The following is a 21492-nucleotide window of genomic DNA, read 5'->3' as shown; positions in this document are numbered from 1 at the left end:
GGCCGGTTTTCTGAACGACGACTGTCGTTTCGTTGCTTGCATGGAGGGATGGACATCCTCCTCCGACTCCTGGTCGCGATCGGGTTCGCCCTGCTCATCACCGCCGTCGCCGCGGTCGTCCTGCACCTGGTGCTGCGGACGGTCGCGCGACGGGAGCGGTGGGCCGGCGTGCTCTCGCGCCGGGCGAAGCACCCGTTCCGCACCACCCTGCTCGTGGTCCTGCTCTGGATCGCGTTCACCTCGAGCGTCCCGCGCGACGCCGACGCGTACCCGTGGCGCGACGAGGTCGTGCACGGGTTCCTCATCGTCACGATCGCGGTGGGCTGCTGGCTGGCGTGCCAGATCGCGATCTTCCTCGAGGACCTCGGCCTCCACCGGTTCCGCATCGACGTCCCTGACAACCGGCAGGCCCGCCGCATCCGCACGCAGGTCCTCATCATCCGGCGGCTCACCGTCGCCGTGCTCGTCATCATCGCCGTCGGCGCGATCTTGCTCACCTTCGACGGGGTCGAGGCCGCGGGCGCGAGCGTGCTCGCGAGCGCCGGACTCATCTCGGTCGTCGCGGGTCTGGCGGCGCAGTCGACGCTCGGCAACGTCTTCGCGGGCATGCAGCTCGCGTTCTCCGGGTCGATCCGCGTCGACGACGTCGTCGTGGTCGAGCAGCAGTGGGGGCGGATCGAGGAGATCACCCTGACCTACGTGGTCGTGCACCTGTGGGACGACCGGCGCTTCGTGCTGCCGTCGACGTACTTCACGAGCACCCCGTTCGAGAACTGGACGCGCACGAACAGCGAACTGCTCGGCGCCGTCGAGATGGACCTGGACTGGCGGGTCCGTCCGGGGGAGATGCGCGAGGAGCTCGACCGGATCCTCGACCGCACCGAGCTGTGGGACCGCCGCGTCAAGGTGCTGCAGGTCACCGACGCCGTGCAGGGGTACGTGCGGGTGCGGGTCCTCGCGACGTCACACGACGCGCCGTCGCTGTTCGACCTGCGCTGCTACATCCGCGAAGAACTTGTCGAGTGGATCCAGCGCACCCACCCCGACGCCCTGCCGGTCCAGCGCGTGCTCATGGTCGACGAGACGGCACCGCGGCGGCGCACGGCGTCGACCGCCGCCGACTCGGCGCTGTTCGCGCCGGGGCAGGAGGACCGCGCGGCGCTCTTCACCGGCCCGATCCAGACGTCCGACATCCCGCCGTCGGAGCGCTGACGGTCGGGTCCTCCGCTGCGGAACCAGGTTCTGGACACAGCACCGCGGAATCGCGTGGTTCCGTGTCCGGAACCCGGTGCCGTGGACGGGGCTGACGACGGACGGGAGGCCCGTGGCGGATCCGCCACGGGCCTCCCGTCCGTCTCGCGGCCTGGACCTACGGCTGGCGCGCCTTGACGGCGCGGTCGTCCTCGACCACCGTGCCGATCGCCACGATCGTGGTCGCGATCCACGCGACCCACGTCAGGGCGAGCCGCCAGTCGCGGGGTCCCTGGCGGGTGGTCTGGAGCACGCTGTAGCCGCTGATGAGCGAACTCCACACCGCACCGTTGAACATGAACTTGCGCACAGAGGCCTCCTGTCGTCGTGCTGCCAACGCTACCGGTCAGTACATTGGAGCGCCGCCGGACACCCTGCCCGGCGCACTCGTGGAGGAGCGCCCGTGCGTCAGGCCGTCATCGGAGCAGTGCTGCTCGTCATCGGCGCGGTGTGCGTCGCGCTCGGCCTGCTGCCGCTCGACGACCTCGGGGTCCTGGCCGAGCGGGTCCTGCCCGTCCTCGGGTTCGTCCTCGGGCTGACGATCGTCGCCGAGCTCGCTGCGGACGCCGGGGTGTTCGACCGACTCGCCGACGTCGCGGCGCGTGTCGGCGGCGGACGCACGATCGGACTCTGGGGCGCCGTCGTCGTCCTCGCCGTGCTCTGCACCGTGTTCCTGTCGATCGACACCACCGCGGTGCTGCTCACTCCGATCGTGATCTCGCTGGCGCGCCGGGTCGGGCTGCCGCCGATGCCGTTCGCGCTCACCACCGTCTGGCTCGCGAACACCGCCTCCCTGCTGCTGCCGGTGTCGAACCTGACGAACCTGCTCGCCGTCGATCGGATGGGCCTCGGCGGCCCGCTGCCCTTCGCCGGCCTGATGGCCTGGCCGGCCGTCGCCGGGGTGGTCGTGCCGTGCGCCGTCCTGCTCGTGGTGTTCCGCGGCGAGCTCTTCGGGCGCTACACACCGGTGTCGGTACGGCGTCCGTCCGACCCGGTGTCGTTCTGGGCGGCGTCCGGAGTGCTCGTCGCGCTCGTCGTGGCGCTGACCGCCGGGGTGACGGTCTGGATCGCCGCCGTGGCCGGTGCCCTCGTGCTCGTCGTCGTCGCGGCGTTCCGGTCGCCCGCCGAGCTCCGACCGTCGCGCGTGCCGTGGTCGACGCTGCTCTTCGCCGCCGGGCTCTTCGTCGTGGTCGAGACCCTGCACAGCACCGGGCTCACCGATCCGATCGTGCGGGCGCTCGGCGACGGCACCGGAACCGGACCGCTCCTGCTGCTCGGCGCCGGGGGAGCGGTGGCGGCGAACGCCATCGACAACCTGCCCGCGTACCTGGTGCTCGAGCCCGCCGCCGGTCACGAGGCCGTGCGGTACGCGGCGCTCCTCATCGGCGTGAACGCCGGGTGCCTGGTGACGCCGTGGGCCTCGCTCGCCACGCTGCTGTGGCACGCACGGCTGTCGGCCGAGGGCGTGCACCTGTCGTGGGGGAAGTACATGCTGCTCGGGTGCGTCGCGGCTCCGCTCACCGTGGTCGCCGGGGTGCTCGCGCTGGCGCTGTGACGGGGGATCGCCGGGGTGCTCGCGCTCTGACCCGCGGCGGCGGTCAGAGCCAGTCGCGGGCCTTGAAGACGCGGTAGAGCACGAGCGACGACGCGACGATGAGCGCGAGCGAGACGTACAACCCGCTCCACGCACCCTCGCCCGGGAACGTCACGTTCTGCCCGAAGAAGCCGGTGATGGCGGTGGGGATCGCGATGATCGCGGCCCAGCTCGTCACCTTCTTCATCACGGTGTTCTGCCGGTTCGACGACAGGTTGAGGTTCGTGTCGAGGACGCTCGAGACGGCGTCGCGCAGCTGTTCGACGGAGTCCGAAATCGACACCAGGTGGTCCTCGACGTCGCGGAAGTACGGTCGGATGCCGTCCGAGATCGTCTCGGCGTCGCCGTGCAGCAGCGACCCGACGCTGTCCCGGGTCGGCACGACGAGGCGGCGCATCACCCCGAGCGCCTTGCGGAGGCGGAACGACCGGCGCTGGATCTGCTGTTCGCGCGGGTTCCCCCGTTCGAACAGGTCGTCCTCGAGCGCGTCGATCCGTCGCTCGATGTCCTCAACGGTCTCGGTGGCGTGGTCGACGACGGCGTCGAGCAACGCCCAGACGAGCCACGGCACTCCGTGGTCGGCCACGTCGGCGTTCGCGTCGAGCCGGTGCTCCATCGCGGCGGTGTCGACGTCGGCCCCGTGGATGGTGACGAGGGCGTGCTCGGTGACGAACGCCTTCACCTCGTGGGTGACGAGCTCACCGTCCTCGCCGAGACCGCCGACGTCGTAGACCACGAGGAACAGGCTGTCGCGGTACCGGTCGAGCTTCGGGCGCTGGCCGTGCTCGACGGCGTCCTCGACGGCGAGGGCGTGGATGCCGAGCTCTTGTTCGACCTGCACGAGGTCGTCGTGCACCGGGTCGGTGTAGTCGACCCAGACGAACGTGTCGGCGTCGGCGACGAGGTCCGAGATCCGGTCGACGGGGAAGTCTCGCTCCGCCGCGTCGCCGTTCCGCCACGCCCGTGTCCTGACCATGCGCGTCAGCCTAGTGAGACGGCCGGCCTGCAGATCCCAGGCCGGCCGTCGTCGCGTGCGGTGGTGCGTCAGTAGGCGGAGACGAGCTTCCCGTCCTCGACCTTCAGGTACTGGTTCACGTCGAAGCTGTCTTCGCCGTGCTCCGCGTCCCCGAAGTACGAGGTGTAGTCGTACTCGACGACGCCGTCCTTCGTGCTCTGCACCATGACCGTGCCCGAACCGGAGGCCTCGACCTCGATCTCCGGCATGGTCGTGACGTCGTAACGCACCGCGCCGTCGGCGTCGTACGGGCCGTACCAGGGGCAACCGCTCAGCGCGCTGAGGTCGGTCTTCTCGGCGCAGCCGTCGATCAGGTCGGTCACGTACCGCTCGGCGTCTCGCTGCAGCGCCTTCGTGGCGGTGGGGGTGAAGTCGACGTACCCGGAGGACGTCGCGCCGACCGACACCTGCTCGGTGCCACCCGTGAAGTACTTCGTCCCACCGACCTGCACCTCGTAGGTGCCGGGGTAGGCGAGCGAGGTGAACCGGCCGTCGCTGATCTCGCCGATCTCCTTGCCGCCGACCGTGACCGGCGCGCCCTCGAGCACCTCGGACGCGGTCAGGGTGACGGTCTGGGCGAGCGGTTCGGTGACGCGCCACTCGTCCTTCACGAGGAACGAGGTGCCGGTGCGCCGGAGGCTGACCTGACCGGAGCGGTTCTTGCCGTCCTGGGTGTAGCTGACGGTGGCCAGGGCGTTGTCACCGCTCGTCGAGACACGGCCCACGCGGATGTCCGACGGGCGGTCCTTCGCGCTCTTCAGCACCGCGGAGTCGAGCATCGCGGCGTCGGACGGCACCTCGCTGAGTCGGGCGGCGGTGTCGGCGTCGCCGCTCGCGATGGCCTGCACGTAGGACTTCACGGTCGGCGCCGGGCCCCACACGTTGGCCCGGAGCACGCCGGTGGTGACGGCACCCGCGATGACGACGACGACCACGGCGCCACCCGCGATGAGCGAGCGCACCAGGACCTTCTTGGCGCGCGGCGACATCGGAGCGGGTGCGGGAGCGCCACCGCCGACGAAGGGCTGTTCCGGCTGACCGGGGTGGCCGACGCCGGGCGTCGCCGCCCACGCTGCTGCTGCCGGGTCGCCCGCGGGCGCCGCCGACGGGAACGCCGGGTCGGCCGGCGGGAACGCCGGGTCGGCCGGCGGGAACGCTGGGTCGGCCGGCGAGAACGCCGGAGTCGCTGCCGGGAAGGTCGGTGCGGCCGCGGGGCGCGGGTCCGCTCCGACGAGGCGCGAGGTCCGCAGCACCACGCCACCGCCGAGGCGGGGGAGCAGCACGGGCGCGAGGTACCGTGCCACGGCCTCGATCGCGCCGCCCCACAGCGCGAACACGAGCGGCGTCCACGGCGCGATCCCGATCGAACCGGTCCCGCTGACGGCGCTGATGCCCGTCGCCTGGTAGGACACCAGGCCGGTGCCGAGCACGAACAGCAGGAGTCCGAGGGCGAACCAGACGACCGGGGTCACGACCCAGTCCAGCGTGGTGCGGAACCGGTCGTTGCGGCGGACTGCCAGTGCGAGGCCCGCGACGACCGAGGTCACGACGACGAGCAGGACGACGAGCCAGGTCCAGCCACCGGCGCCGCCGAAGACCGATGCAGTGCTCCCCGCCGAGCCGAAGCCGGACAGTCCGACGCCGCCGAGGAACCCGAGGGCAGTGAGGCCGACCGCGACGTTGCCGACGAGCACCGGCAGCGCCGCGCCCCACGAGGGCTGTGCGACCAGGGCGAAGACGATGACCACGATCGTCACCAGCACGACGAGCACCGTGAGCTGCGACGCCGCGACGCGCACTGTGCCGAGGACGCGACCGGCGAACACGTTCCGGCCGAGGAGGGCCGAGGGCCGTGCGAGCACCGCGGCGAGTGCGCCGATCACGAAGGCGCCGAGGATGCTGCCGAGGCCGACCGCGTGCACGGGGTCGATGACGGCGCCGGAGACGGCGGGGAACCGGATGGCGAGGATGCCCGCGGCGGCGTTGGTCAGCACCGTGGTCACCAGCCCGGACAGGACGGCGGTCAGCAGGATCGCGGCGCGCCCGAGGCCGCGGGTGCGGATGCGACGGGTGAGCACGACGGCCAGCACGACCTGTGCGGCGAGCACGACCGCCGGGACGACCGCGAGCGCGCCGGACCCCGACCCGAGGAAGCCGATCGAGCCGGACAGGTGCAGGCGGCCGAGGTCGGCGAGGGCGACGAGCTGGGCCGGGGTACCGAGCAGGACACTGACCCCGGACAGCAGCGACTGGACGTCGGGGGTGCTCCCGGCGCCGAGGTCGGTCCCGGTGCCGGTCGACCCCGACCCGACGGAACCGGATCCCGATCCGCCCGCTGCCAGCACGGCGACGGTGAGGAGCAGCGAGATCGCGGCGACCACGTAAGCGGCGACCCAGCCGCCGACGGCGGCGAGCACGGCGGCCAGCCAGTCACGGCCGGACACGGACCGCAGCAGGCGGCCGAACGCGTCCGACGACCGCGGGCCGGGCTGCCCCGGCGGAACGGGCGGGACGGGCGGGACGGGCGGGTTCGGCGGGTTCTCGCTCATGGCTGGTGGGTCCTCTCCGACCGGGAGGCCGATGCCGCACGCCAGCACCCGTGTCCCCCCGACACGCACCCGAAGCGTACCGGAACCCGCCGATCCGCCGTGAATCCGCTGTCCGGGCGCTGGTAAGTTCCCACCGTGTCTGCGCCGTCTCGTTCCTCCACCAAGTACGCCTTCGTCGTCGCCTCGAACCGCCTGCCGGTGGACCGGGTCGTCGACCAGGACGGCAACGAGGGGTGGCGGCACTCGCCCGGTGGCCTCGTCACCGCCCTCGAGCCCGTGATGCGCGCGAACGACGGCGCCTGGGTCGGCTGGGTCGGCCAGCCCGAGGTCGAGGTCGAGCCGTTCGACAACGAGGGCATCCACATCGTGCCGGTCCCGTTGTCCGACGACGACGTCGAGGAGTACTACGAGGGCTTCAGCAACGACACCCTCTGGCCGCTGTACCACGACGTCATCGAGCACCCGAGCTACCACCGCGACTGGTGGAACGCCTACAAGCGCGTCAACGAGCGCTTCGCGGCCCAGATCGCCGAGATCACCGAGCAGGACGGCATCGTCTGGGTGCAGGACTACCAGTTGCAGCTCGTGCCGGCACTGCTCCGGGCCAAGCGTCCCGACCTGACGATCGGCTTCTTCAACCACATCCCGTTCCCGCCGGTCGGCATCTACGCCCAGCTGCCCTGGCGCGCGCAGATCCTGGACGGCCTGCTCGGCGCCGACGTCATCGGCTTCCAGCGTCACGACGACGCGAGCGACTTCCTCCGAGCGGTCCGTCACATCAAGGGCTACACGACGAAGGGCCAGACGATCGACGTCCCCGTCGACGACCCGGACGCGCCGCGCAGCCGCAAGGGGATCACGGTCCGCCACGTCGAGGCCCGGCACTTCCCGATCTCGATCGACGCCGAGGCCTTCGAGGACATCGCGCGTCGTCCCGAGGTGCAGGAGCGAGCCCGTGAGATCCGCGAGAGCCTCGGCAACCCGAAGACGGTGCTGCTCGGGGTCGACCGCCTCGACTACACCAAGGGCATCCGGCACCGCATCAAGGCCTTCGGCGAACTCGTCGAGGACGGCCGCATCAAGGTCGAGGACGCCGCTCTCATCCAGGTCGCGAGCCCGAGCCGTGAACGCGTCGACACGTACGCCACGCTCCGCGACGAGATCGAGCTGAGCGTCGGTCGCATCAACGGCGACCTCGGGGTCATCGGCCACCAGCCGATCTCCTACCTGCACCACGGTTACCCGCGCGAGGAGATGGTGGCGCTCTACCTGGCCGCCGACATCATGCTCGTCACGGCACTGCGCGACGGCATGAACCTCGTCGCGAAGGAGTACGTCGCGGCTCGCTTCGACAGCGACGGGGTGCTCATCCTGTCCGAGTTCGCCGGTGCCGCCGACGAGCTGAAGCAGGCCGTCATCGTCAACCCGCACGACATCGGCGCGCTGAAGGACAGCATCGAGCGCGCGATCGAGATGCCGCGCCGCGAGCGCTCGACGCGCATGCGTGCGCTCCGCAAGCGCGTGCGCGACAACGACGTGGCGCGCTGGTCGCGCTCGTTCCTCGAGGCGCTCGACCGGCACGCGCCGCGGAACGCCCAGCTCGACCCGTCCGCCACCGACCCGGTGGACCGACACCGTGAGGCGCAGACCGACAACATGTCGATCTTCGACCAGGACGCCCAGTCCGCCAGGGCTGCCGAGGACACCCGGGAGGCACGTGATGACTGAGACCACCACCGACCAGACCGCCATCGACACGGCACTCGAGACGCTCGCGGCTGCGCCGCGACTCATCGTCGCCCTCGACTTCGACGGCACGCTCGCGCCCTTCGCCGACGAGCCGTCGCAGGTCGGCGCCCTGCCGGGCTCGTGGGCAGCGGTCCTGACCCTGCACCGCGCGAAGGACACCGAGGTCGTGCTCGTCTCCGGTCGCCCGCTCGGCAGCCTCGCTTCCGTGTCGCACGCGCCGCAGGACATGGCGCTGGTCGGGTCGCACGGCGTCGAGTGGCGCGTGGACGGCCACGACGAGGCCGCCCTGACCGACGACGAGGTCGCCCGGGTCGCACGGATCGGTGCGGCGCTCGACGAGGTCGGCGCGCGGTACCCGGGCGTCGTCATCGAGCACAAGCCCGCCGGCCACGGCGTGCACACCCGTCGGGTGAGCGCCGAGGTCGCCGCGCAGGCGAACGCCGACGCGAGCCGCGCGGCGCACGAGGCCGACGCCGACGTGCTCGAGCGCGGCGGCAAGGACATCGTCGAGTTCGCCGTCCGGCACGTCACGAAGGGCGACGCGATCGCCCGGTTGCGCGAGCTCCACGGTGCCGACGCGGTGTTCTTCGCCGGTGACGACGTCACCGACGAGGACGGCTTCCGCGTGCTCGGGGACGGCGACGTCGGCGTGAAGGTGGGCCCGGGGGAGACCCGTGCCGGGTACCGCATCGCGGACCCGGCGGCCCTGACGGGTGTCCTGAAGCAGCTCGCCAGGATCCGTGCGACGCGCTGACCCGGGTGATCCGGGCCTCCCGGTCGGGCTCCTGAACATGCGAACGCATGTTGTTGTCCTGCTGGTATCCCAAAGCGTCCTAGACTCGCTCCATGCCTGATATCGACGTCAAGCCGCGCAGCCGGGTCGTCACCGACGGGATCGAAGCAACCACCTCGCGTGGCATGCTGCGGGCCGTCGGTATGGGAGACGAGGACTGGAGCAAGCCGCAGATCGGCATCGCGTCCTCGTGGAACGAGATCACGCCCTGCAACCTCTCGCTCGACCGCCTCGCACAGGGCGCCAAGGAAGGCGTCCACTCCGGTGGCGGCTACCCGCTGCAGTTCGGCACCATCTCCGTCTCGGACGGCATCTCGATGGGCCACGAGGGCATGCACTTCTCGCTCGTCTCGCGCGAGGTCATCGCCGACAGCGTCGAGACCGTCGTCAACGCCGAGCGCCTGGACGGCACCGTCCTGCTCGCCGGCTGCGACAAGTCGCTGCCGGGCATGCTCATGGCCGCCGCGCGCCTCGACCTGGCCAGCGTGTTCCTGTACGCGGGCTCGGTCATGCCGGGCTACGTGAAGCAGGCCGACGGCACGATGAAGGAAGTCACGATCATCGACTCCTTCGAGGGCGTCGGTGCCTGCAAGGCCGGCACCATGTCGGAGGAAGAGCTCAAGAAGATCGAGTGCGCCATCGTCCCGGGCGAGGGCGCCTGCGGTGGCATGTACACGGCCAACACCATGGCGAGCGTGGCCGAGGCCCTCGGCATGTCGCTGCCGGGCTCCGCCGCCCCGCCGAGCGCCGACCGCCGCCGTGACTACTACGCGCACCGCTCCGGCGAGGCCGTGGTGAACATGCTCGAGCACGGCATCACCGCCCGCCAGATCCTGACGAAGGAAGCCTTCGAGAACGCGATCGCCGTGGCGATGGCCCTCGGCGGCTCCACCAACGTCATCCTGCACCTGCTCGCCATCGCCTACGAGGCCGAGGTCGAGCTGTCGCTGGACGACTTCAACCGCATCGGCTCGAAGGTCCCGCACCTGGCGGACATGAAGCCCTTCGGCAAGTACGTCATGGTCGACGTGGACCGCAACGGCGGCATCCCGGTGATCATGAAGGCGCTGCTCGACGCCGGCCTGCTGCACGGCGACTGCCTCACCGTCACGGGCAAGACCGTCGCCGAGAACCTGGCCGAGATCGACCCGCCGGCGCTCGACGGCGAGGTCTTCCGCACGCTCGACAACCCGATCCACGAGACCGGCGGCCTGACCGTCCTGCAGGGCACCTTCGCCCCCGAGGGCGCCGTGGTGAAGACCGCGGGCTTCGACGCCGAGGTGTTCGAGGGCCCCGCGCGGGTGTTCGACCGCGAGCGTGCCGCGATGGACGCCCTCACCGAGGGGAAGATCCAGAAGGGCGACGTCGTCGTCATCCGCTACGAGGGCCCCAAGGGCGGTCCGGGCATGCGCGAGATGCTCGCCATCACCGCTGCCATCAAGGGCGCGGGCCTCGGCAAGGATGTACTACTCTTGACCGACGGACGATTCTCAGGCGGCACAACCGGCCTGTGCATCGGCCACATCGCACCCGAGGCAGTGGACGCAGGTCCAGTTGCCTTCGTGCGCGATGGCGACCGCATCCGTGTCGACATCGCGGCTCGCTCGCTCGACCTACTGGTCGACCCGACCGAGCTGGAGGCCCGCCGTGACGGCTGGGCCCCGCTGCCCCCGCGCTACACCCGCGGAGTCCTCGCGAAGTACGCCAAGCTCGTGAAGTCCGCCGCCCAGGGCGCGGTCACGGGCTAGCGTTCGACACACGCACCATCGCCACCTCTCCAGGCAAGGACCACCTCATGCCCACGGAAGCAACTCCGCTGTCCGCGGCCGCCGGTGCACGCCGGTCGCCGGAGATCCTGACCGGCTCGGGAGCCGTCCTCCGGACGCTCGAGCACCTCGGGATCACCGACGTCTTCGGCCTGCCGGGCGGTGCCATCATCCCGTTCTACGACGAGCTCATGGCGTCGAAGACGATCCGCCACATCCTCGTCCGCCACGAGCAGGGCGCCGGCCACGCCGCCGAGGGCTACGCCTCGGCGTCCGGCAAGGTCGGCGTCGCCATCGCGACGTCCGGCCCCGGTGCGACGAACCTCGTCACGGCCATCGCCGACGCCTACATGGACTCGGTGCCCTTCATCGCGATCACCGGCCAGGTGTTCTCGACGCTGATGGGGACCGACGCGTTCCAGGAAGCCGACATCGTCGGCATCACGATGCCGATCACGAAGCACTCGTTCCTGGTCACGGACCCGGCCGACGTGCCGGCGACCCTGGCCGCGGCGCACCTCATCGCGACGACCGGTCGGCCCGGCCCCGTGCTGGTGGACATCACGAAGGACGCCCAGCAGAAGTCGGCGCCCTACGTCTGGCCGCCCAAGATCGACCTGCCCGGTTACCGACCGGTCACCAAGGCGCACGGCAAGCAGATCACCGCGGCCGCGCAGCTCCTGGCCGAGGCCGAGCGTCCGGTGCTCTACGTCGGCGGTGGCGTGATCCGCTCCCGCGCGACAGCCGAGCTGCTCCGCTTCGCCGAGGCGACGGGTGCGCCCGTCGTGACGACGCTGATGGCGCGCGGTGCCTTCCCGGACTCGCACCCGCAGCACCTCGGCATGCCCGGCATGCACGGCACCGTCCCGGCGGTGCTCGGTCTGCAGGACAGCGACCTGATCATCGCGCTCGGTGCCCGCTTCGACGACCGCGTGACGGGCAAGGCCGACGAGTTCGCGCCGAACGCCAAGGTCGTGCACGTCGACATCGACCCGGCCGAGATCTCGAAAATCCGCTTCGCCGACGTCCCGATCGTGGGCGACGCCCGCGAGGTCCTGGTCGACCTGCTCGACGCGTGGGGCGGCATCGCCGTCGACGACCGCGCCTCGACGGCCGACTGGTGGACGAAGCTCCGCCAGCTCAAGGTCGACTTCCCGCTCGGGTACGCCGAGCCGACCGACGGCCTGCTCGCCCCGCAGGCCATCATCAAGCGCATCGGCGAGCTCTCCGGTCCCGAGGCCGTCTACGCCTCGGGTGTCGGGCAGCACCAGATGTGGTCGGCGCAGTTCATCAAGTACGAGCGCCCGAACGCCTGGTTGAACTCCGGCGGCGCGGGCACGATGGGCTACTCCGTCCCCGCGGCGATGGGCGCGAAGGTCGCCCAGCCGGACCGCGTGGTCTGGGCGATCGACGGCGACGGCTGCTTCCAGATGACGAACCAGGAACTCGCGACCTGCGTCATCAACGACATCCCGATCAAGGTCGCGATCATCAACAACTCGTCGCTCGGCATGGTGCGGCAGTGGCAGACGCTGTTCTACGACGGCCGCCACTCGTTCACCGACCTCGAGACCGGTCACGACTCGCGCCGCGTGCCCGACTTCGTGAAGCTGGCGGACGCGTACGGCGCCCTCGGCATCCGTGTCGAGAAGGCCGACGAGGTCGACGCCGCCATCCAGCTCGCACTCGAGACGAACGACCGCCCCGTGGTGATCGACTTCGTCGTGAGCCGTGACTCGATGGTCTGGCCGATGGTCCCGCAGGGAGTCAGCAACTCGTCCATCGAGTACGCCCAGGCCCTCGCACCCACCTGGGACGACGAGGACGCCGACATGACGGGGGAAACCGCATGAGCCACGTCCTGTCCCTCCTCGTGGAGGACAAGCCCGGTCTGCTGACCCGTGTCGCGGGCCTGTTCGCCCGCCGCGGGTTCAACATCGAGTCGCTCGCCGTCGGCAACACCGAGGTCGACGGCCTCAGCCGGATCACCGTCGTCGTCGACGTCGAGGACCTCCCGCTCGAGCAGGTGACGAAGCAGCTCAACAAGCTCGTCAACGTCATCAAGATCGTCGAACTGGACTTCTCGCAGTCCGTCCAGCGCGAGCACATGCTCGTGAAGGTCCGCGTCGACAACCAGACGCGGTCGGCCGTGCTCGAGGCAGTGAACCTGTTCCGCGCGCAGGTCGTCGACGTCGCGAACGACTCGCTCATCGTCGAGGTGACCGGAGACCCCGGCAAGATCCAGGCGATCCTCCGCGTCCTCGAGCCCTACGGCATCAAGGAGCTCGCCCGTGCGGGACTCCTCGGCATGGGCCGCGGACCGAAGAGCATCACCGACCGGGTGCGCTGACCAGCGGTCCGCCACCCCCACAATCCACCAGAACCAAGGAGACACACCCTCGTGACTGACATCGTGTACGACGCCGACGCCGACCTGACGCTCATCCAGGGCAAGAAGGTCGCCGTCATCGGGTACGGCTCGCAGGGCCACGCCCACGCCCTCAACCTCCGTGACTCGGGTGTCGAGGTCAAGATCGGCCTCAAGGAGGGCTCGAAGAGCCGCCAGAAGGCCGAAGAGGCCGGCTTCGAGGTCCTCACCCCGGCCGACGTCACCGCCTGGGCCGACGTCGTCGTCATCCTCGCGCCGGACCAGGTCCAGCGCATCGTCTACGCCGATGACATCCGTCCGAACCTCAAGCCGGGCGCCACGCTCGTCTTCGGCCACGGCTTCAACATCCGCTTCGGCTACATCGAGGCACCCGAGGGCGTCGACGTGTCGCTCGTCGCTCCGAAGGGACCGGGTCACACCGTCCGTCGCGAGTACGAGGCCGGCCGTGGCGTCCCCGTGATCGTCGCCGTCGAGGTCGACGCGTCGGGTTCCGCATGGGACCTCGCGTGGTCGTACTCGAAGGCCATCGGTGGTCTGCGCTCCGGCGGCATCAAGACGACCTTCACCGAGGAGACCGAGACCGACCTGTTCGGCGAGCAGGCCGTCCTGTGCGGTGGCACCTCGCAGCTCATCCAGTACGGCTTCGAGACCCTGGTCGAGGCGGGCTACCAGCCGCAGATCGCGTACTTCGAGGTCCTGCACGAGCTCAAGCTGATCGTCGACCTGATCTGGGAGGGCGGCCTCACCAAGCAGCGCTGGTCGATCTCCGACACCGCCGAGTTCGGTGACTACGTCTCCGGCCCGCGCGTGATCTCGCCCGACGTCAAGGAGAACATGAAGGCGGTGCTCGCGGACATCCAGAACGGTGCCTTCGCGAAGCGCTTCATCGACGACCAGGACGCCGGCGCACCCGAGTTCAAGGCGCTCCGCGCCAAGGGCGAGGGCCACCCGATCGAGGCGACCGGCCGCGAGCTCCGCGCGCTCTTCGCCTGGAAGCAGAACGACGGCGACTACGTGGACGGCTCGGCAGCGCGGTAGTCTTCCGAGGAACACTCGATGACGAGGCGGCGGTGCAGCCCTTGCACCGCCGCCTCGCGACGTGACCCGAACGTTATGCAGCAGCTCTTCTCCAGCCCCGACGCCGTGGACCGGCGTCCCGTCGGCGTGCGCCCGGACGATGCGCGACAGCCGTCGTCCGCGGTCCGCACGAGCGGTCAGGGGCGGACCGACCAGCATGGGATGATCATCGGATGGCGGTGACGAAACGAGCGGTCCACATCGGCGCCGGCAAGATCGGGCGTGGGTTCGTGGGTCAGTTCCTCGTGGCGAGCGGCTACGAGCTCACCTTCGTCGACGTCGACGACCGTGTGGTGTCCGCGTTGAACGAAGCCGGGCGCTTCGTGGTGCACGAGGTCGGCGAGATGCCGGTCGAGCACCTCGTCTACGGCTTCCGGGCGCTCAGCAGCAAGACCGACCGCGACCGCGTGATCCAGGCGATCGCCGAGGCGGACGTCGTGACGACCGCGGTCGGTGCCCGGACGCTCCCGCTCGTCGCACCGCTCATCGCCGAGGGACTCGCGGCGCGTCCGCTCGAGCGCGGCGATGTCACGATCGTGGCGTGCGAGAACGCGTTCAACGCCACCGACTCCCTGCACGCGAGCATCCGGCGTGCTCCCGTGCTCGAGGACCGCGACATCGCGGCGGTCTTCGCGAACTGCGCCATCGACCGCATCGTCCCCGACCAGTCCGGCGTGCTCGGGCAGTCCGGCGGCCTCGACGTCGTGCTCGAGCCCTTCTACGAGTGGGTCATCGAGCGCACGCCGTTCCTCGGATCCGACGTCGAACCCCCGACGATCGAGGGCGTCACCTGGGTCGATGACCTCCAGCCCTTCGTCGAGCGCAAGCTCTACACGGTGAACACCGCGCACGCGACGGCCGCCTACCACGGCTACGTCCGCGGCATCCGGCTCATCCGCGAGGCCCTCGAGGACGACGCCGTCCGCGCCGAGGTCGACGGCGTGCTCGCCGAGACCACCGCGCTGCTCGTCGCGAAGCACGGCTTCGACCCGGAGGAGCACGCACGCTACGTCGCGGCGAACCTGTCGCGCATCGCGAATCCGCACCTGCCCGACACCACCGTGCGCGTCGGACGCAACCCGCTCCGCAAGCTCGGCCGACGCGAGCGCTTCGTCGGTCCCGCCGCGCAGCTCGCCGAACGCGGGTTGCCGGTCGAGCACCTGCTCGGCGCCGTCCGCGTCGCACTCGCCTTCGACGACGAGAACGACCCGGAGTCGATCGAGCTGCACGCGCTGCTCCGTTCCGGCGCGACGGCGCACGCGCTCACCGAGATCCTCACCGGCCTCATGGAGAGCCACCCGCTCTTCCCCGCCGTGCGCGAGGTCGTCGCCGAGGTGCTCCAGGCACAGCCCGCCGACGCCTGAGCGCGCGTCCCGCCGGGAACCCGTGGTCTCCCCGTGCGCTGGTCCCTCGTAGGATCGAGGCATGAACACGGCAGCATCCCCACCCGACGGGTCGGTCGACCCGGACGTGACGAACGCCGTCGACCACGACGACGAGGCGCTCAGCTGGGGTGACGCCGACGACGCCACCCACGTCGACGCCGCGCACAACCCGGTCGCCGTCAAGGACCGTGGCGACCGCGACCCCGAGGCACCGGAGACCTCCGGCGCCCTCGTCGGGTTCGGCGTGTTCGGGGGGCTCTACCTGCTCTACACCGTCGCCTGGCTGCTGACGGCGTCGACCTCGTACGTCTCGGGTGTCGACACCGTCCTGACGGTCTTCGTCGAGGTGCTCCGGTTCCTCGCCATCCTCGCGCCGGCGCTGTGGTTCACGGTGGTGCTCTGGGCCGCCCGCGGCAGCCGGACCCGGACACGACTGCTCTGGATGCTGCTCGGAGCCGTGGTGCTGTTCCCGTGGCCGTTCCTGCTGACGCGGAGCTTCGGGTGACCGCCGCGACGCCGGTCGGCCGCCGGTCGCGCGGTCCGGTCATCGGCCGCATCGCGGTCTGGCTCGTGTTCGCCGTGCTGTTCGCCTACATGACGGTGCAGGCAGTGGGGAACCTCACGCAGATCTCGCAGCGGGTGGACGAGTTCAACGCGTTCCTCGCGACCACCTCCGGTGGCGAGTCGCTGCAGGCGAGCACGCCCTGGCTGTGGTTGGTCCTGGACATCTTGATCGCCCCGGTCGCCTTCGTGGTCGCCCTGGTGATCACGCGTCGTGCGCGGCTCGCGGTCACCCTCGCCGTGTTCGTCCTCGCCTTCGCGGCGGCGGGCGCCCTCTGGCTCGACCTGCAGCTGTTCGTGCCGAGCCTGCTGCAGTTCTAGGCGCCCGCGGTCGTAACGGGCCGCGCACGTCGATAGCATGGTGGGATACCAACCGTCTCTCGTGAGGAAACAGCAGCTGTGTCGAAGCCGGTCGTCCTGATCGCCGAAGAACTCTCGCCCGCCACGGTCGACGCCCTCGGGCCCGACTTCGAGATCCGGAACGTGGACGGCACCGACCGCCCCGCGCTCCTGTCGGCCCTCGCCGACGCGGATGCCGTGCTGGTGCGTTCCGCCACCAAGGTCGATGCCGAGGCGATCGCCGCGGCCCCGAACCTCAAGGTCGTCGCCCGTGCCGGTGTCGGCCTGGACAACGTCGACATCAAGGCGGCGACCACCGCCGGTGTCATGGTGGTGAACGCGCCGACGTCGAACATCATCTCCGCCGCCGAGCTCACCGTCGGGCACATCCTGTCGCTCGCCCGACACATCCCGGCCGCGCACGCGTCGCTGGCCGCCGGGGCGTGGAAGCGCTCGTCGTACACCGGCGTCGAGCTCTACGAGAAGACCGTCGGCATCATCGGTCTCGGCCGCATCGGCGCGCTCATCACGCAGCGCCTGCAGGCCTTCGGCGTCCAGGTGATCGCGTACGACCCCTACGTCACGACGGCCCGTGCCCAGCAGCTCGGAGTCGAGCTCGTCTCGCTCGACGACCTGCTGCAGCGTGCCGACTTCGTCACGATCCACATGCCGCGCACGCCCGAGACCCTCGGCATGATCTCGGACGACCAGTTCGCGCTCATGAAGCCGACCGCGTTCGTCGTGAACGTCGCCCGCGGCGGCCTGATCGACGAGGACGCCCTGCACCGCGCGCTGACCGCGAACACCATCGCGGGTGCCGGTCTCGACGTCTTCGTGTCGGAGCCCCCGAAGGACTCCCCGCTCGTCGCGCTGCCCAACGTCGTCGTCACGCCGCACCTGGGTGCCTCGACGGACGAAGCGCAGGAGAAGGCCGGCGTCTCGGTCGCCAAGTCGGTGCGTCTCGCCCTCGGCGGCGAGCTCGTGCCGGACGCGGTCAACGTCGCCGGCGGCGTCATCGACCCGTACGTCCGCCCCGGCATCCCGCTCGTCGAGAAGCTCGGTCAGGTCTTCACGGCCCTCGCGACGTCGCCGGTCACGAGCATCGACGTCGAGGTCCACGGTGAGCTCGCCGAGTACGACGTCAGCGTGCTCAAGCTCGCGGCGCTCAAGGGCGTCTTCACCGACGTCGTCAGCGACCAGGTCTCCTACGTCAACGCCCCGCTCATCGCGGAGCAGCGCGGTGTCACCGTGCGGCTCATCACCGAGACCGACAGCCCCGAGTACCGCAACGTGCTCACGATCCGCGGCGCCCAGTCCGACGGCCCCGCGATCAGTGTGTCCGGCACGCTCACCGGCCCCAAGCAGGTCGAGAAGCTCGTCGAGATCAACGGCCACGACGTCGAGGTCCCGCTGGACCGGCACCACGTCGTCATGGAGTACGTCGACCGCCCGGGCATCGTCGCGGTCTACGGCAAGGAGTTCGGCGAGGCCGGCATCAACATCGCGGCGATGCAGATCTCGCGCGAAGCCGCCGGCGGACAGGCGCTCAGCGTCCTCACCGTCGACTCGCCCGTGCCCGCCGAGATCCTCGAGCACGTCGGCCGGGCGATCGACGCCTCCTCGCTCCGCGAGATCGACATCACGCTCTGATGGCCGTCCGGACGCTCCAGCTCGCGGTGATCCGCGGGGACGGCATCGGACCAGAGGTCGTCGACGAGGCCCTCAAGGTCCTGCACGCCGTGACCCCGGACGACCTCGTCATCGAGGAGACCCCGTTCTCCCTCGGAGCGACGCGCTACCTCGAGACCGGCGACATCCTCACCGAGGACGACATGTCCGCCATCGCGTCGCACGACGCGATCCTGCTCGGCGCGGTCGGCGGGGACCCCCGTGACCCCCGGCTCGCCGGCGGGATCATCGAACGTGGGCTCCTGCTGAAGCTGCGCTTCGCGTTCGACCACTACGTCAACCTGCGACCGACCAAGGTCCACGACGCCGTCGCGACGCCGCTCGCCGACCCGGGAGCGGTGGACTTCGTCGTCGTGCGCGAGGGCACCGAGGGGCCGTACGTCGGCAACGGCGGAGCGATCCGCTCGGGTACGCCGCAGGAGATCGCGACCGAGGTGTCGCTGAACACCGCGTTCGGTGTCGAGCGGGTCGTCCGCTACGCCTTCGCCCTGGCCGACCGTCGGGCCCGGAAGCACCTCACGCTCGTGCACAAGAGCAACGTCCTGGTGCACGCCGGGGCCCTGTGGCAGCGCACGGTCGCGGCCGTCGGGGCGGAGTTCCCGGACGTCACGGTGGACTACCAGCACGTCGATGCGGTCACCATCCACATGGTGCGGGAACCTGCTAGGTTCGACGTCATCGTCACCGACAACCTCTTCGGCGACATCATCACCGACCTGGCCGGCGCGATCAGCGGCGGCATCGGTCTGGCGGCCTCGGGCAACATCAACCCGGACGGCACCTTCCCCAGCATGTTCGAGCCGGTCCACGGCTCCGCGCCGGACATCGCGGGTCAGCAGAAGGCCGATCCGACGGCCGCCATCCTCTCCGTCGCACTGCTGCTCGACCACATCGGTCGCAGCGACCTCGCGACGGCGGTGACGCGGGCCGTCGAGGCGGACCTGGCAGACCGGGGCACCACGCAGCGTCGCACGGCCGAGATCGGCGACGCCATCGCCGCCGCGGCCACGGCACGCACCACCACCGCCTGAGAAGGAGCCCTCCCCATGAGCACCGACACCGCTTTCGGACTCGAGTTCGCCACCACCCCGTCCGCGGACCGTCGCGCCGCCGCCGAGCGCGAGGAGATCCTCGCCGACCCGGGTTTCGGCAAGCACTTCACGGACCACATGGCCACCGTCGAGTGGACGCTCGACGGCGGGTGGCACGGTGCCTCGGTCCACCCGTACGGCCCGCTCTCGCTCGACCCGAGCGCCAGCGTGCTGCACTACGCGCAGGAGATCTTCGAGGGGCTCAAGGCGTACAGGCACGCGGACGGGTCGGTGTGGTCCTTCCGCCCGGACGCCAACGCTCGTCGGTTCCAGCGGTCTGCCCGTCGCCTGGCGCTGCCGGAACTGCCGGTCGAGGCCTTCGTCGAGTCGATCCGGCAGCTCGTGCAGGCCGACGTCGACTGGGTGCCGTCCGCACCCGAGACGAGCCTGTACCTCCGGCCGTTCATGATCGCGACCGAGTCGTTCCTGGGGGTGCGTGCGGCGCAGGCGGTGGCGTACCACTGCATCGCGAGCCCGGCCGGGGCGTACTTCACCTCAGGGCCGAAGCCGGTCTCGATCTGGCTGTCGACCCAGTACGCCCGCGCCGGCAAGGGCGGGACCGGTGCCGCCAAGACCGGTGGCAACTACGCGTCGTCGCTGCTGCCCCAGCAGGAGGCCTACGAGCACGGGTGCCAGCAGGTCATGTTCCTCGACTCGGTCGAGAGCAAGTACCTCGAAGAACTCGGTGGCATGAACGTCGTGCTCGTGAAGTCCGACGGCACCCTCGTCACGCCGGACTCCGACTCCATCCTCGAGGGCATCACGCGCGACTCGATCCTGCAGTTGGCAGAGGACCGCGGGCTCACGGTCGAGAAGCGCCGGGTGACCCTCGACGAGTGGCGTGACGGTGTGGCCGACGGCTCCATCACCGAGGCGTTCGCCTGCGGGACGGCCGCCGTCGTGACCCCGATCGCGGAGCTCCGCGGCGAGGGCTTCACGATCGGTTCGCCGACCGAGGGCGCCGGGGAACTCACGATGTCCCTGCGCGACGAGCTCACCGACATCCAGTACGGCCGTCGTCCCGACCCGCACGGGTGGATGACGAAGCTGACCGACGCGTCCTGATCGACGTCCGGGCGTGGGTAGGGTCGAACGGTGAAGATCGCACGGTTCAGCAGCAAGGGTGAAGACCCCCGGTACGGCATCCTCGACGAGCGGCACCTGGTGGTGCTCGCCGGAGACCCGATGTACCAGGGGTTCGAGACCACGGGGGAGCGCGTCGCACTCGCCGACGCCAAGCTCCTCGCCCCCGTCATCCCGCGGTCGAAGGTCATCGGGGTGGGGCTCAACTACCTCGAGCACGCCTCGGAGATGGACGAGCGCGCCGGCGACGACCCGGTGGTGTTCCTCAAGCCGAACACCTCGGTGATCGGACCCGACGAACCCATCCGTCTGCCGGCGGACATCGGACGCGTCGACCACGAGGGCGAACTCGCCATCGTGATCGGATCGCTCGCCAAGAACGTCCGGCGTGAGGACTTCGCGAGCGTCGTGCTCGGGTACACCATCGCCAACGACGTGACCGCCCGTGACCTGCAGGCCCGCGACGGCCAGTGGACCCGCTCCAAGGGGTTCGACACCTTCTGCCCGCTCGGCCCCGTGATCGAGACCGAGATCGACCCGTCGGACATCCGCATCGAGACCCGCGTCGACGGCGACCTGCGCCAGGCGGGCTCGACGAACGAGATGGTCCACGACATCCCCTCGCTGGTCGAGTTCGTGTCGTCGATCTGGACCCTGCTGCCCGGCGACGTCATCCTGACCGGCACCCCGGCCGGGGTCGGTCAGATCCGCGACGGCGAGGTCGTCGAGGTCACGATCTCGGGCATCGGCACGCTCAAGAACCCGGTGATCGCGCGCCACTGATCCGGCTCGTCACCACGACGGCCCGTTCCCCCTCGGGGGAGCGGGCCGTTCCGCGTTCCGGGCCGTTCCGGGCGACACGCCCGGGATGCGGCCTGGCTTGGCGCAGCCGTTCGTCCCTGCGTAGAGTAATCACTCGTTGCCACGGCGGCGGAGAACGGAACGGCTGAGACGGTCACTGGGTTTACCCGGGGATCTTGTCCGCCACGGTTCTTCCCCGGGCAGCGGATTCACCAGCCTCTCTGGCGGAGCATCTTCGGGTGTCGAGTGGGGAGTGCGTCTGGTCCTTGAGAACTCAACAGCGTGCACATTGTCAATGCCAATTTATTGATTGACCTCGTGCCTGGTCGGCTTGCTGACTGGGTCATGATGCAATTCCTT

At 70.3% G+C, this 21492-nt stretch carries 18 protein-coding genes; 15 read left to right on the top strand and 3 right to left on the bottom strand.

Going from position 1 to position 21492, the window contains the following annotated elements; translation table 11 throughout:
• The first annotated feature begins 48 nt into the window (after nucleotides 1-48).
• The gene (locus ABH929_RS17530; RefSeq protein ID WP_263090951.1) at nucleotides 49-1212 is read left to right on the top strand and encodes a mechanosensitive ion channel family protein; all 1164 of its coding nucleotides are present in this window, start codon (nucleotides 49-51) and stop codon (nucleotides 1210-1212) included.
• Nucleotides 1213-1369: 157 nt separating this feature from the next.
• On the opposite strand, the gene ABH929_RS17525 is transcribed toward ABH929_RS17530, so the two are convergent.
• The gene (locus tag ABH929_RS17525) at nucleotides 1370-1561 is read right to left on the bottom strand and encodes a hypothetical protein (RefSeq protein WP_111085947.1); all 192 of its coding nucleotides are present in this window, start codon (nucleotides 1559-1561) and stop codon (nucleotides 1370-1372) included.
• Between the two features lie 93 nt (nucleotides 1562-1654).
• On the opposite strand from ABH929_RS17525, the gene ABH929_RS17520 reads away from it, so the two are divergent.
• Nucleotides 1655-2806, top strand: coding sequence for an SLC13 family permease (locus ABH929_RS17520; protein WP_263090949.1), 1152 nt, complete (start codon nucleotides 1655-1657; stop codon nucleotides 2804-2806).
• Between the two features lie 43 nt (nucleotides 2807-2849).
• On the opposite strand, the gene ABH929_RS17515 is transcribed toward ABH929_RS17520, so the two are convergent.
• Nucleotides 2850-3821, bottom strand: a complete 972-nt coding sequence (locus ABH929_RS17515) for a magnesium transporter CorA family protein (RefSeq protein WP_205462653.1) — start codon at nucleotides 3819-3821, stop codon at nucleotides 2850-2852.
• 68 nt (nucleotides 3822-3889) lie between these two features.
• Nucleotides 3890-6409, bottom strand: coding sequence for a hypothetical protein (locus tag ABH929_RS17510; RefSeq protein WP_404562132.1), 2520 nt, complete (start codon nucleotides 6407-6409; stop codon nucleotides 3890-3892).
• 135 nt (nucleotides 6410-6544) lie between these two features.
• On the opposite strand from ABH929_RS17510, the gene otsA reads away from it, so the two are divergent.
• The 13 genes from otsA (at nucleotide 6545) to ABH929_RS17445 (ending at nucleotide 21114) form a co-directional block, all read left to right on the top strand.
• Nucleotides 6545-8137 carry an alpha,alpha-trehalose-phosphate synthase (UDP-forming) gene (gene otsA / locus ABH929_RS17505; RefSeq protein ID WP_404562130.1) on the top strand — a complete coding sequence of 531 codons (1593 nt, stop codon included), beginning with the start codon at nucleotides 6545-6547 and terminating at the stop codon, nucleotides 8135-8137.
• Nucleotides 8130-8912, top strand: a complete 783-nt coding sequence (gene otsB / locus ABH929_RS17500) for a trehalose-phosphatase (RefSeq protein WP_404562129.1) — start codon at nucleotides 8130-8132, stop codon at nucleotides 8910-8912. Before otsA ends, otsB begins: the two co-directional genes overlap by 8 nt.
• Before the next feature lie 92 nt (nucleotides 8913-9004).
• Nucleotides 9005-10699, top strand: coding sequence for a dihydroxy-acid dehydratase (gene ilvD, locus ABH929_RS17495; RefSeq protein ID WP_123292267.1), 1695 nt, complete (start codon nucleotides 9005-9007; stop codon nucleotides 10697-10699).
• 47 nt (nucleotides 10700-10746) lie between these two features.
• A complete protein-coding gene (locus ABH929_RS17490) occupies nucleotides 10747-12570 on the top strand; it encodes an acetolactate synthase large subunit (protein ID WP_123292268.1) in 1824 nt (607 codons plus the stop codon).
• Nucleotides 12567-13067 (top strand): acetolactate synthase small subunit, encoded by a 501-nt coding sequence (gene ilvN, locus ABH929_RS17485; protein WP_022907763.1) that lies wholly within the window; start codon nucleotides 12567-12569, stop codon nucleotides 13065-13067. Before ABH929_RS17490 ends, ilvN begins: the two co-directional genes overlap by 4 nt.
• 51 nt (nucleotides 13068-13118) lie before the next feature.
• A complete protein-coding gene (gene ilvC / locus ABH929_RS17480; RefSeq protein ID WP_111085939.1) occupies nucleotides 13119-14144 on the top strand; it encodes a ketol-acid reductoisomerase in 1026 nt (341 codons plus the stop codon).
• A 212-nt stretch (nucleotides 14145-14356) separates the two neighbouring features.
• Nucleotides 14357-15547 carry a mannitol-1-phosphate 5-dehydrogenase gene (locus ABH929_RS17475; RefSeq protein WP_205462650.1) on the top strand — a complete coding sequence of 397 codons (1191 nt, stop codon included), beginning with the start codon at nucleotides 14357-14359 and terminating at the stop codon, nucleotides 15545-15547.
• Between the two features lie 61 nt (nucleotides 15548-15608).
• Nucleotides 15609-16073, top strand: coding sequence for a hypothetical protein (locus ABH929_RS17470; protein ID WP_111085937.1), 465 nt, complete (start codon nucleotides 15609-15611; stop codon nucleotides 16071-16073).
• Nucleotides 16070-16450, top strand: coding sequence for a hypothetical protein (locus ABH929_RS17465; RefSeq protein WP_263090940.1), 381 nt, complete (start codon nucleotides 16070-16072; stop codon nucleotides 16448-16450). Before ABH929_RS17470 ends, ABH929_RS17465 begins: the two co-directional genes overlap by 4 nt.
• Nucleotides 16451-16528: 78 nt before the next feature.
• On the top strand, nucleotides 16529-18118 hold the full coding sequence (gene serA, locus ABH929_RS17460; RefSeq protein ID WP_404562127.1) for a phosphoglycerate dehydrogenase: 1590 nt from the start codon (nucleotides 16529-16531) through the stop codon (nucleotides 18116-18118).
• Nucleotides 18118-19188, top strand: coding sequence for a 3-isopropylmalate dehydrogenase (locus ABH929_RS17455; RefSeq protein ID WP_404562126.1), 1071 nt, complete (start codon nucleotides 18118-18120; stop codon nucleotides 19186-19188). The genes serA and ABH929_RS17455 overlap by 1 nt, the downstream gene beginning before the upstream one ends.
• Before the next feature lie 15 nt (nucleotides 19189-19203).
• The gene (locus ABH929_RS17450; protein ID WP_404562125.1) at nucleotides 19204-20313 is read left to right on the top strand and encodes a branched-chain amino acid aminotransferase; all 1110 of its coding nucleotides are present in this window, start codon (nucleotides 19204-19206) and stop codon (nucleotides 20311-20313) included.
• 30 nt (nucleotides 20314-20343) lie between these two features.
• The gene (locus ABH929_RS17445) at nucleotides 20344-21114 is read left to right on the top strand and encodes a fumarylacetoacetate hydrolase family protein (RefSeq protein ID WP_111085932.1); all 771 of its coding nucleotides are present in this window, start codon (nucleotides 20344-20346) and stop codon (nucleotides 21112-21114) included.
• Nucleotides 21115-21492 lie beyond the last annotated feature (378 nt).

The sequence above is a fragment of the Curtobacterium sp. AB7 genome (genome assembly GCF_044909335.1).
GTDB lineage: Bacteria > Actinomycetota > Actinomycetes > Actinomycetales > Microbacteriaceae > Curtobacterium.
Note: the sequence above shows the minus strand (reverse complement) of the source record. Positions and strands in the feature narration are given on the sequence as shown.

Coding starts and splice junctions, on each gene's coding strand:
- ABH929_RS17530 (WP_263090951.1), top strand. CDS start 49: ATGGACATCCTCCTCCGACTCCTGGTCGCGATCGGGTTCGCCCTGCTC.
- ABH929_RS17515 (WP_205462653.1), bottom strand. CDS start 3,821: ATGGTCAGGACACGGGCGTGGCGGAACGGCGACGCGGCGGAGCGAGAC.
- ABH929_RS17510 (WP_404562132.1), bottom strand. CDS start 6,409: ATGAGCGAGAACCCGCCGAACCCGCCCGTCCCGCCCGTCCCGCCCGTT.
- otsB (WP_404562129.1), top strand. CDS start 8,130: ATGACTGAGACCACCACCGACCAGACCGCCATCGACACGGCACTCGAG.
- ilvD (WP_123292267.1), top strand. CDS start 9,005: ATGCCTGATATCGACGTCAAGCCGCGCAGCCGGGTCGTCACCGACGGG.
- ABH929_RS17490 (WP_123292268.1), top strand. CDS start 10,747: ATGCCCACGGAAGCAACTCCGCTGTCCGCGGCCGCCGGTGCACGCCGG.
- ilvN (WP_022907763.1), top strand. CDS start 12,567: ATGAGCCACGTCCTGTCCCTCCTCGTGGAGGACAAGCCCGGTCTGCTG.
- ABH929_RS17475 (WP_205462650.1), top strand. CDS start 14,357: ATGGCGGTGACGAAACGAGCGGTCCACATCGGCGCCGGCAAGATCGGG.
- ABH929_RS17470 (WP_111085937.1), top strand. CDS start 15,609: ATGAACACGGCAGCATCCCCACCCGACGGGTCGGTCGACCCGGACGTG.
- ABH929_RS17455 (WP_404562126.1), top strand. CDS start 18,118: ATGGCCGTCCGGACGCTCCAGCTCGCGGTGATCCGCGGGGACGGCATC.
- ABH929_RS17450 (WP_404562125.1), top strand. CDS start 19,204: ATGAGCACCGACACCGCTTTCGGACTCGAGTTCGCCACCACCCCGTCC.